Annotated in this window: 6 protein-coding genes and 3 pseudogenes; 2 read left to right on the top strand and 7 right to left on the bottom strand. The window is 36.9% G+C overall.

All coding sequences use genetic code 11. The annotated features are described in order from the left end of the window. A pseudogene (locus ACFINE_RS08520) lies at positions 1-395 on the bottom strand (hypothetical protein); the annotation flags it as partial. Positions 396-1,153: 758 nt separating this feature from the next. On the opposite strand from ACFINE_RS08520, the pseudogene ACFINE_RS08515 reads away from it, so the two are divergent. Then, a pseudogene (locus ACFINE_RS08515) lies at positions 1,154-2,398 on the top strand (autotransporter outer membrane beta-barrel domain-containing protein); the annotation flags it as partial. A gap of 1,983 nt (positions 2,399-4,381) precedes the next feature. Continuing rightward, positions 4,382-5,835 (top strand): annotated as a pseudogene (locus ACFINE_RS08510) (autotransporter outer membrane beta-barrel domain-containing protein); the annotation flags it as partial. Positions 5,836-6,385: 550 nt separating this feature from the next. Here the strand turns inward: ACFINE_RS08510 and ACFINE_RS08505 are convergent. From ACFINE_RS08505 to ACFINE_RS08480, 6 genes are all read right to left on the bottom strand, one after another. After that, complete coding sequence (locus ACFINE_RS08505) at positions 6,386-7,168, bottom strand: ABC transporter ATP-binding protein (protein ID WP_375621725.1); 783 nt, start codon at positions 7,166-7,168, stop codon at positions 6,386-6,388. Next, entirely contained in the window at positions 7,155-8,039 is an 885-nt protein-coding gene (locus tag ACFINE_RS08500) for an ABC transporter ATP-binding protein (RefSeq protein WP_273790733.1), read from the bottom strand. The genes ACFINE_RS08505 and ACFINE_RS08500 overlap by 14 nt, the downstream gene beginning before the upstream one ends. Further along, complete coding sequence (locus tag ACFINE_RS08495) at positions 8,032-8,961, bottom strand: ABC transporter permease (protein ID WP_375621724.1); 930 nt, start codon at positions 8,959-8,961, stop codon at positions 8,032-8,034. The genes ACFINE_RS08500 and ACFINE_RS08495 overlap by 8 nt, the downstream gene beginning before the upstream one ends. 2 nt (positions 8,962-8,963) lie before the next feature. Next, positions 8,964-10,037: an ABC transporter permease gene (locus ACFINE_RS08490; RefSeq protein ID WP_375621723.1), complete on the bottom strand. Its 1,074-nt coding sequence runs from the start codon at positions 10,035-10,037 to the stop codon at positions 8,964-8,966. A 110-nt stretch (positions 10,038-10,147) separates the two neighbouring features. Further along, on the bottom strand, positions 10,148-11,764 hold the full coding sequence (locus ACFINE_RS08485; protein ID WP_375621722.1) for an ABC transporter substrate-binding protein: 1,617 nt from the start codon (positions 11,762-11,764) through the stop codon (positions 10,148-10,150). Between the two features lie 361 nt (positions 11,765-12,125). Continuing rightward, positions 12,126-12,833: ABC transporter substrate-binding protein (locus ACFINE_RS08480; protein ID WP_375621721.1), on the bottom strand; the 708-nt coding region annotated here is incomplete at its 5' end.

The following is a 12,833-nucleotide window of genomic DNA, read 5'->3' as shown; positions in this document are numbered from 1 at the left end:
AAGCCATCGACAATCGAATTAGCCAGATCTTCGCCGGCTTGTTCCATACCAGCCTTGGCACTCTCCGAGAGCTTTTCCTGTGTAAAAAAACTCTTCAACCATTGCCAAAAGTTGGAAAAGCTTTGTTTAACGCCCTCCCACAAATTGCCAAACCACTCGACAACAGAGGAAAGTCCTTGTTTAAACTTTTGCCAATGGAAAGAGAAGTCGAAAGCAGCAGCAATGATGTTTTTCCATTTGGTTATGGTTGCCGTATCGGCACCAAAATAAACCAAGACGTGTGCGCCAGTCATGGTAAAGCGCAACACACGTAGAGCAATGTTAAAAGCCATCAGGGCGGCAATGGTTTTGATAATGGCGCTTGTTAAAACGGGATGGTCCTTGCCCCATGCCATTTTACAAAACGCGCATTTAATGGTAAAAAATAACCATAAAAACAATAAATTATCACGTATTTCTAACTAATCTCACCTCTCCCCACTTAGTACAAAACCTAATGTCAAACTACATCCAACGGAGTTTTGTATAGTATGTAGCCTTTCGGAAATTGTGGCTTATCAGCGGATTCTGTATATTTTTATATTTCATTTGTTCAAAGAAGACACTGAGCACTCAAAGAACCCTCAACGCTCTATTAAAGCCTTCTCTCATTTTTGCTGTCAAAAACTCATTCGATACATAATGTAGGTAAGAACAATCAATTATCACATATCCACTCTAATTTCACCTTTTCCACTCAATATAAAGTATAAAGTATAAAGTAAATTACACACAAAAATATTTATTATTTATTAACTTTAAAACTATAAAATCTCTCATTTTTTTTGAAAATGTACAATATTAAAAACAATACTATTATTATTTATATTATATTTTTTAATTTATTTTATATAACTGTATTTCTTTAATTATACATCAATAAATATTAAAATAAATGAATATTGATATAAAATAATATGTACCATTAATAAAAAACTTATTTTTAAAATATAATTAGATAAAAATACATTATGAAATAAATTTAATATTACATAATTAAACATAAATACAACTTTAATTTTGACAAAAAAAGCAAAATAAAATATCAAAGTGCTGTGTTATTAAAATAAAAGCAATATCTATTTTCACTTCTGCTTATGAAGTTAGCGGGAAAATGAATGTTGGGGGCTTTAAAAGGAGTAGGCTGATGCCTAAAAAAATTCTTCTATCCTGTACAGCAATTGTGGCAGTTGTACTTTTTGGTATCAATCTTAATGCACAAGCTAAAAATCTTGAAATTTCAGAAAGTAAAAAAGAAGTTTCCAACGAAACCTATGAAATTATTCACGCAAAAAAAAGTGGTCAAATTATCGGCAAGCATTTGACGATAATCGGAAACAAAAAAACAAACACCAACATAAGCACAAATGCGCACGCTATAACAGCTGAAGGTTCTAATACTGCGATTGAATTACTGGATGGTACAACCATTAAAGGAACTGGTTCTAGCATTTTCTTCGGTCTTGAAGCAAAAGATGGTGCTACACTGAAAATGACTGGGGGAACTATTACAGTTTCCAACACTGGAGCTAAGTTCTTGAACAGTAAGAATGCTGAAAACAAGCTAAAAGATATAATAATATCAAGTGGCAAAGGCAAAGCTCCACTAACTTTTGCAATATTTGCAGACAAAAATAGTGAAGTCACTTTAGAAAATCTAAAGGTGACTAAGGCAATGAATAGCGTTACTGCAAATAATAAATCTGAAATCACGATATTGGGAGGATCATTTGATGCCACAAAGGCAGCAATATCTGCTTACAATGGCAGTCGCGTAACTCTAACTAACAATGTTCAAACTACATCATCTCATGGCACTGGACTCCATGCAACAGATTCAGAAACCACAATCGAAATGACGGGAGGAAGCGTAATCACAGAAAAAATGGCGTTGGTTGCAGAAAACGGTGGACGTATCAAGGTCACGGATGTTGCGTTAAATGCGACGAATGATAAAATCGGAACAGTTGTTGCCGGCGGTCCGAACAGCGTGATTGAATTGCATGGGAATACAACAATTAAGAATGCTGTAATCGGTCTTCATGCACAAAACAGTGGAATGATTAAAATGATCGGAGGGACCATTACAGCTTCTGCAACCGGTGCTGGTTTCTATAATAGTAAGAGCAATGGAAACAAGCTAGAAAATGTAAAAATATCGGGCAGTAACAATAAAGAGCCTAAAATCACAGGAATAGGTGCAGACAAGGAAAGCAACGTCACTTTAGAAAATGTAACAGTTACGCGGGCAAAAAGTGGCATAGTTGCAAATAATCATTCTAAAGTAACGGTTTCTGGAGGATCATTTGAGGGAAAAAACGTAGGGGTATACGCTGGAAACGGCAGCAACATTACTTTAACCAGCAATAAAAAAGGTGACGTTCAAGTTACATCAACATCATCGAATAGCAAAGGACTCTACACAAATGGTTTACATTCTACCATCACAATGACGGGAGGAACAGTAACCGGAGAATTAGCGTTGGTCGCAGAAAACGGTGGACATATTAAGGTCACGGATGTTGCTCTAACAACAAATGAACATGGGGGCCAGGTCACTGATGTTCCTATAATAGGCGCAGGAGTCAATAGCGCTAATAGTATGATTGAATTATATGGCAATACAACGATTAAGAATGCTGGTGTTGGGCTTGTGGCAAGTAACGGTGGCGTAATTAAAATGATTGGGGGGACTATTACAACTTCTAAAACTGGTGTTGGCTTCGTGAATAGTAAGAGCACCGAAAGTAAACTAGAAAATGTAATAATATCAACCGGTAAAGATAGAAATTCAGGCAAAGGAATTCTTCTAGAGAAAGAAAGTGGTCTCACTTTAAAAAATGTAAAAGTGACTCAAACAGGCAACAGCGTAATTGCAAATAATCGTTCTAACATAACAATCTCTGGAGGATCATTTGATTCAAGCTATGCAACAATATGTGCTCAAAACGGTAGCAGTATCACCTTAACGGACAATGCTCAAATTACGTCACATGATGAAGCAGGCCTCTATGCACAAGACTCAAAATCCACAATTACAATGACAACAGGAAACGTGACAGGAAAATATACAGCCTTAGAAGCAGACATAGGTGGCCATATTACGGTTACAAATGTTGCTTTAAAAGCAACTAATAATGGCAGTGGTGTAGCTGCTGGTGCAGCAGCCTCTGGCTCTAACAGTGTGATTGAATTGCTTGGAAATACAACGATCAGTGACGTTAAAATCGGAATTGATGCGCAAAACGATAGCACAATCAAAATGATCGGAGGAACCATTACTGCTTCCGAAGCAGGCGTTCACTTATTAAAAAACAAGAGCAATAACAAACTGAAAGATGTAACGATATTAAATCGTAAGGATAATGCACTACTAATCAATGCAATAATCGCAAGAAGAAGTGCCATTACTTTAGAAAATGTAACCGTTCCGCAAGCAATCAATAGCATAATTTCAGATAATGGTTCTCAAATAACAGTTTCTGGAGGATCATTTAACGCAAAAGGTGCAGCAGTATCTGCCATAAACGGCAGCACTATTACTTTAACTGACAATGCTCAAATTACATCATCTGATGACAGTGGGCTCTATGCAAAAGACTCAAAATCCACCATCACCATAACGGAAGGAACAGTACAAGGTAAAACTACTGCATTATTTGCCGGAAACGGTGGACATATCAAAGCCACGAATGTTACTCTAATAACAGCAGATAGTAATGGATTCGGTGCGGAAAGCCAAGATGTTGGCAGTTTAGTTGAATTATATGGCCATACAACGATTAAAAATGCTGAGATCGGACTTTATTCAGAAAATGGCAGCACAATCAAAATGAGTGGAGGGACAATAATTGCCGAAAATAGTGCATTTGTTGTAAATAACAATGGACATATTGATGTAACAAATGTTTCTGCCACAGCAGAAGATAGAGGTATAGCATTTGAAAAATCTAAGAACAATAAAACATCAGAAATCAATTTAACCAATGCAAAACTTCATATTAAAAACGGTACTGGAATTAATGCAAATGAATCAATTGGTAAAGCCAATCTCAAAAATTCAGAAATCCGTGCCAATGTTTTATTAGTAACCGAAGCTTCAACGAAAAAAAATGATTTCACTTTTACATTAAACGCCGATCACTCCATCTTAGACGGCAAAGTGAGCTCTGAAAAAAAATTCAAAACAGTCTTTGATTTGCAAAACAATACGAAATGGATATTGAAAACAAGCACAAATAAAAAAAGCCAGAACAAAAAACTGCTTGATATTGCTCAAAGAGCACGTTCTGATATTTCTGTCCTTAACATCAATAACAGCTCTATTGTTTTTGAAGAGCCAACTGAAGATCATTATCACACGTTGCACATAGGATCTGGCAGACCAAATACTAAAAAAGTCTACAATGCTACAGGAAAAGCAGAAATTCATTTCAACGTCGAATGGAGTGATAATGCTGCCATAAACAAACAAAAAGCTGACCATCTTCTGATTCACGGTGATGTTTCAGGGACTACACTGGTTTATATCACTGGACATTTAGAAAAGAACAATATTAAAGCAGATGCTTCTGCTCTTACCAGTGCACGTGGCCTTTCACTCATTCAAGTTTCTGGGAAAGTAAATCAAAACTCTTTCAAACTTGCACAGGACTATATCACAATAAGTGGTTCACCTTATAAATATATACTGAAAGCTTATGGACCAAAATCAAACCACAGTAAAACAAATGCTGAACAAAACCTTTTAGGAGAAAATAAAAATTTCTGGGATTTTCGCTTACAACCAGTACTGCTTGATAGCGACTCAAAAGTAAAAACCATCGTGCCATAAATACAAGCTATTTTATCATGCCATGTGCTCTCTTGTATGCTGGATTGACCGATATGGATAAGCAAAGTGCAACTGTTAGCCAATATGCGACATCTGTCTTAAGGAAAGAATAAGACAAACGGAATGGCTTTTTCTTATACGCCTATGGAGAAACAGGAAGCTTATTTTCTGATAAGTAGTGCTCCTAGTAAATATGGTTATAGCAGTGCTCATCTTCACTATGCTGTTCTACAAGGAGCTATTAACCTTGTCGCGCAGAAGGGAAAAATATCTACAACACATTTGGGTCTTGTCCGAACCTACGGGCAACTCTCTTTCACCCCCAAAGATATGCAAGACAGCAAGTAAGAGCATATTGAATAAATAGTCATTTCAACTCACCGCCGCCTATGGCAGTAAACAGCGTGACAATGGTTTCTACCTTGATACGCTTTTATCCTATGGGATAATAAAGGGAGATATCACCAATGCTCTTATTGGTAAAACTGCAAAATTGAAAAACGCCAAAATGTTGAGTATCTCCACCACTGTTGGCAAACAATTTGCAACGGGTATTCAAGCCGTAACATTCGAACCGCAGGCACAGCTTGCCTATCAACATTTGATGTTTGATACCATTAAAGATGCTGATAATCTGACCATTGAGATGCAAAATCCTTCTCAATGGATAATCCCGTGTTGGTGGACGTTTGACAAAAACCATTGCCACTGAAAACAGCCGTCCTATGTCTTTCTATGGAAAAGTAAACTTAATCAAAACCTTTGATGATGATCAGACATTCCATATTGATAAGTATTATAAATGTGACCCCTCGGGAAGTTCCGTTGAAGGTGGGCTTGGTATTGGTGCATAATTGTCCGCTAACCTCTCCCTTCATGGTGATGTCAGCTATCAACAAAAGCTTCAAAAAACTGGTATAAGTGGTGCAAGCTTTTCAGGAGGAATACTCTATCATTTTTAAATCAAAACTGTAAAAATAGCCTATTCAATTTAACAAAAAGGCAGTATATTGCTGCCTTTTTGGTTTATTATAAGCTGTTTTTAAGCGCTTTTTTAAATAGAGAACAGCGAAATATTTGAAGACATTCATTGACCATTGGATGTTTTTTACAAAAAATTCTTTTTATAAAGAATAAAATTGTAAAAAAGAGAACAACCAAAAACAAAATGATATTGTAAAATAATGAGAAGCTTTTCTAGAAAATACAACATTACTATCTTTTGTTATTTCTCACGAATTTAATGCTTAAAATCCCAAAATAAAACTTTTGAACATAAAATGATAAGTAAAAAATAATGCAATAATATCAAACAAAGAGATGTATGTTATAAGTCACTCATATATTTCAAAATGGAAGTTCTAATAGGATTTAAAATATTACAGCTCAAACACTGCCCAGAAAATTCATACTGAAAAAATCCTATTATCCCCTTCCCTCTTAACAATGCCGCCAAACATCTCCAGAAACTTCAAAACAAATAAAATTGCATTTTCTCTTCTGTAAAATTGATCATGCTCTTTGCTCTCTATGGACAATAGGCTCTATACTTGCTTCAAAAAACTCCTTTGTATAATCGTGTTGCGCATGTAGATTACGCAATTCATCATTGCTAAGCTCTTCAAGAATAATCCCTTTATGCATAATTCCAACACGTTCACAAATATGTGCAACAACAGCAAGATCATGGGACACCATCAAATAAGTAAGCTTTTTTCTCTCTCGCAACGATTTCAACAAGTTTAAAATTTCAGCCTGTACCGACACATCCAATGCAGATGTTGGCTCATCAAGCAACAACACCTCTGGCTCAATAATTAAAGCACGTGCAAGAGCAATACGCTGACGCTGCCCTCCAGACAACTCATGAGGATAACGATAAAGAAATGAAGAATCTAAACCAACGGAATCTAAAGCATCCTCCACCCGCTCTCTTTGCTTATCCATTCCATGGATTTTGAGCGATTCAGAAAGAACCGTATGGACCATTTTTCTTGGATGGAGCGAAGCATAAGGATCTTGAAAAACCATTTGAATACAGCGTAAAAAATCCTTACTTCTTTTCTTTTCAACTTCTTGTCCAGCAAAAAGAAACTTTCCACTATAATCTGGAATAAGCCCCACCAATGTATTCAAAATAGTTGACTTTCCACATCCGGATTCACCAATCAAACCATAAGCTTCACCACGCTTAATATGAAAATTAACATTTTTAACAACTGTTACTGCCCTATGCCTATGACCAAAAGTTACAGATAAATTAGAAACATCAATAATATTCTCACAATTTGTCATGAGGAACCTCCTCAACGCCATTAACAATCGTAGGATTATACAACCAATCAGGATCACGCTCAGGAACAGCCAAAATATCAACTGGATTATCAAGCCGTGGCAAACTCGCGAGCAACGCCTTTGTATAAGGATGACAAGCGTGAGACAAATCAGAAGCAGGCAACTCTTCTAAGACACGGCCCGCATACATCACCAAAATACGATCACAAAAATCAGCAATCATATTTAAATCATGACTAATGAAAATAAGTCCCGTTCCAGATTTTGTCACAAGTTCATCTAATACAGATAAAACTTGTCGTCTGACCGTAATATCAAGTGCAGATGTTGGCTCATCAGCAATAATTAAATCAGGTTTTGGAATGAGCATCATTGCAATCATCACGCGCTGCCCCATCCCCCCAGATATTTCATGAGGAAAGAGACGCATCACATGTTCAGGATCACGAATATGAACAGATTCTAACATAGATATGGTGCGCTCCCGCGCTTCAGCTTTTGAAACACGGTAATGAATACGGTAAGCCTCCATAATCTGTTCCCCGATCCGTATTAATGGATTAAGTGAATATTTGGGATCCTGTAAAATCATTGAAATACGTTTCCCACGGATTTTTCGCATCTGAGGTTCACTTGCGGCCAATAAATCAACATCCTCAAAGCGCATTTTTTTAGCTTTAACAATGGCTGCTTTTGGACTCAACCTTAGTATTGCGCGCCCAGTCATCGATTTTCCAGATCCGGATTCACCAACAATTCCAATTTTTTCTTTTCCAACAGAAAAACTAACACCACGCACAACTTCTGAAATGCCGCGCGTTGTAGGAAAAGAAATACGTAAATCTTCTACTTCTAATAATTTATTACCCATTGCGTGGATCCAATACATCACGAAGACCATCACCTAAAAGGTTGAAAGCAAGACTTGCAAATAATATTGCACAGCCTGGTATTGCCGCCAACCACCAATTTGTCATCATAAATTCCCGCCCTGAAGAAAGCATCGCACCCCATTCAGGACTTGGAAGTTGAGCTCCCAACCCTAAAAAACCAAGACCAGCAGCCGTTAAAATAATTCCAGACATATCCAAAGTTAATCGTACAATCACTGAAGGAATACACATGGGCGCAACATGAAACAAAATAATTCGCCAAGCAGAGGCCCCTTGCAGGCGAACTACAGAAACATAATCAGAAGAACGTATTGTCAAAGTCTCAGCACGTGCTAAACGTGCAATTGGTGGCCATGCTGCAATTGAAATTGCAATAGAAGCATTTTCAATCCCTGGTCCCAATGCGGCTGAAAATGCAAGAGCTAAAATCAAACCTGGAAAAGCAAGAAAAATATCGACAATGCGCATGAGCACAGTATCAACCCATCCGCCCATATAACCAGATACAGTTCCAACAATAAGTCCTATTGGACCTACAATAACTGTTGTAAGAAAAACAACATAAAGAGTAATACGGGAACCAAAAACAAGGCGACTAAAAATATCACGTCCCAATTCATCTGTTCCAAAATAATGCGCCATAGAGGGTGGCTGCAACCGATGCCCCAGATCATTGCTAAGAAAATCATGCGTAGCAATCCAAGGAGCAAAAAATGCACATATGATAATAATACAAATAATAAGCAGACCGAATACAGCCGAAAAGTTATGAAAAAACTTAGCCAGTGCGTGATAAATTCTTTGTATGTTCGCTTGAATTATGGAGTTTGGAACAGGATCATTTAACCAACTACCCAAAAAAGATGATGATTGCGATTTATGATGATTACTTACTGTCATATTCAACGTGTCCTTGGATCAAAAATGCGATAAAGTAAATCAGAAAATAAATTAATGGCGACAAAGATAAATCCTACAAGTAAAGTACATCCTACAACTGCATTCATATCTCCGGCTAAAAGAGCATTTGTCAAGTAATGTCCAAAACCAGGCCAAGCAAAAACTGTCTCCGTTAAAACAGCCCCTTCTAATAAAAAAGCATAAGAAAGTGCAACAACGGTAATAATTTGAACAGCAGCATTTCGAAAGGCATGCCCCCAAACGGTTCGCGCCCACGATAATCCCTTTACACGTGCAGTAATGATATATTCCTGATTAAGCTGCTCAATCATAAACCCACGAGTCATACGGCTAATATAAGCCATAGCACCGAAAGCCAAGATCAAAGCAGGCATAATAACGTGACTAAAAACATTACCAAAAGCCTCCCATTGTCCTTGGCTTGCAGTATCCCAAAGGAAAAATCCTGTTTTTGGTTCAAAAGAATATTCATAAAGAAAATCAAGTCGTCCTGGGCCACCAACCCAGCCAAGCTTGGCGTAAAATATTAACAACGCCATTAATCCGAGCCAAAATGTTGGAGTAGAATAACTTAAAAGTGTAAAAACACGGACAACATAATCAATAAATGAATCGCGATACATTGCTGCAAAAACACCAAATGGAATTCCAAGACTTGTGCCAATAACAATAGCAACGGTTGCAAGCTCTAATGTTGCAGGAAACACACGCATAATATCGGCTAGAACAGGTCGCCCAGAAGTTAAAGCATCTCCAAAGTCAAACAAAAATACATTATGAAGATACTTCCAATATTGGACAATCAACGGCTTATCAAGACCCAGCTTATAATACATTGCATCATAAGCTTCCTGACTGATATTATCACCAAGAATAGACAGAACCGGATCTAGAGGAAGAAGATGACCAAGAAAAAAAGTGATCGTCACCAACCCAAGCAATGTGATAAAAACTGAAATAAGAAGTTTCAATCCTTTGCATAAAAAATCCCATAAAAATAATTTTTTCTGCTTTTCTGATATAGCTCTTTCAGTCTCTGAAAGTGGCAAAACCATTATAAAAATCCCCTCTGTAGCGACAAAACATAAAGCAAATACTTTTTTATATAACAAAACAATCTCTTATTAAGCATGTTCTACAATCCTTTTCTATAACATGCTTCTTTTTATTTTTCTGCTTCATTGTAATAAAGTCTATAACTGTTCCAAATCCATTTTTTGACATCAGGTCCCATACCAACGGTATAATATGTCTGAAATAAATAAACCATAGGACCATGCTCTAGCACATAATGCTGTAAAGTACGATATCGCACAATGCGCTTATTGGGATCTTGCTCAAACAAAGCATCCATCACCATGTTATTAATATTTTCATCATAATACCCAGCGCGCCAAGCTAAATACATATTGTGCTTTTTTGTAAATGTTGGATCAGGGTTAAACACGTGATTTAATGAAGCAGGATGTCCATCAGGATCGGCACTCCCCCACCCCATAAGTGCAGTATCATAATTTCCACCACGTACACGGCTCAACAATTGATTTTGTGCCATTTTTTCAATTGTAAGCTCAACACCAATTTTGCGTGCATTGGCTTGAATAGACTGTGCAACAGACGACATATAACTAAGGCTTCCAACTAAAAGATTAGCTTTAAACCCATTAGGATAACCAGCTTCAGTAATCAGTTGTTTTGCTTTTTTCAAATCCAACTGAAAAGGCAAACCTTCTTTTTCATCTAAAGCACCTGGAACACCTAAAGACATATAAGTTGCCCGTGGAATAGCAATCCCTTTCAAAACAGTTTTTCCAAGACCTTCATAATCAACCAAATAACGAAGTGCCAATCTGACCTTTTCATTCGCAAAAATTGCATTCTTATTATTTAACGATAGGTAAATAATCTGCGGACGCAAAACACGACTAATTTTGACTGGGCCTCCTTTTTTTTCAAGATCTAAAATATCCTCTGAAGAAAGATCACGCACTATATCCACATCACCTTTTTCCAAAAGAAGTCTTTGACTTGATGAATCCGCTACATGCTGCACAACAATCTGCTTAATTTTAGGCACATCGCCCCAATAATGTTGTGTCGCCTCTAACACAACTTTATCTCCTGGAGACCAGCTCACCAATTTATAAGGTCCAACACAAGCTGTATGTGTTGCTAAATATTTATTCCCCATATCACCGTTAATACTCTGTGCTTCAATTGTTTTCCGATCAAGCAAAGCAGAAGCATAAGATTGTCCAATAACAGTCAATATGAGCTGAATAGGATAGGGTTTATCTAATTTTAATTGTAAAGTCTTATCGTCAAGAGCCTGAATATTTGTTTCAATATTGTTTTTGGTAAACCCATAATCCATTAAAGATTGAGCATAGCTTAATCCTAATTTAATAATCCGTCGCATCGACCATACCAGATCTTGCGCTGTAGCCATCCTTCCATCATTAAACTTTAAATCATCACGAAGATGAAAGACTATTCTTTTACCATTATCTAAAACGTCCCAAGATTTTGCCATAGCAGGGCGAATTTTTGTAGGATCATGCTCATCATATTTCACTAACGCGCTGCAAATATTCGTCAATAACTCACTCGTCACAACCTCAACAGTTTGCGCTGGATCAAAACTACTAATTGAATCAATATTCCATGCCATTACCAATATATCTTTAGATGAGGCACTGAATGCCGATGTTACAGCCCCATTAAAAAAAACGATTGAGCTTAATAAAATAGAAATTTTTTTCAATATTCTTTGTTTTCCCATTTTATCTCTTCCTTTTGTATTCTTCTACCTTTTCACACAAAGTGATTGTGATTTTGCTTAAATAGCATAGCATTAGACATCAATTTCATTTAATCAAACTAAGCATCTATAAAATAATTTTCTTATACATCAGTCTATATTCGGGATGCAGAGAATCTATAACCATAAACAAAGATCCTCCCCAATATAACTTTCTATATTCATCGCTCCCTATAAACGATCTTAATTATATACTGGTACTACACAAACATCCCTCACAGTTTCATCCTTAAAAAACTGAAGAGCTTTATATGGGAGAATACTTTCATCATGCAATTATGATTAAGCTCTTTTTAGCTTTGATAACACTAAAAAGACACACTTATTTTTCAATTTTACTATAAAAAATACGCGGCGCACTATTCCAAACCCACTTTTTGATATCAGGCGTCATCGCGACAACGCTATATTGTTGAAAGATAAACGCATAAGGTCCTTTTTGCATCAATTCACGTTGTAAATCAGCATAGAGTTGTGCCCGTTTTTGCGGATCTTTTTGAAATAATGCCTCTTCAACTTTTTGATTCATATTGGCATCAAAATACCCATGCTGCCAACTAGGATAGGCTGTATTTCTAGCCTCAAAACGATTATCTGGATTGAAAATAAGACGTGAAGCCATTGTATGAGGATCCACAGAATCATTATTCCATCCGATAAAAGTCGTATCAAAAGCCCGTGCATTAACTTTTGAAAACAACTGTGTACCTGCTACACGTTCAATTTTAAGACGCACCCCCGCCTGTGCAGCACTATCCTGGAGTGACTGAGCAAGTAACAAAGTATAAGGAGTGTTTGACACGAGAAAATTTGCCTCAAATCCGTTCGGATAACCAGCCTCTGCTAAAAGCTGTTTTGCTTTTTGAATATCAAGTTTAAAGGGTTGCCCTTCTTTTTCATCCAAAGCCCCAACATTGGTAAGAGGAATAAAACTTGCCCGTGGGATACCAATCCCTTTGAGAAGCTTCTTGCCAAGACCTTCATAATCTATGAGATAACGCATCGCCAAACGCACTTTTTCCTTAGCAAA

Origin of the sequence: Bartonella sp. AA97HXZ, assembly GCF_042196985.1 — a bacterium.
Classification (GTDB): Bacteria; Pseudomonadota; Alphaproteobacteria; order Rhizobiales; family Rhizobiaceae; genus Bartonella.
Note: the sequence above shows the minus strand (reverse complement) of the source record. Positions and strands in the feature narration are given on the sequence as shown.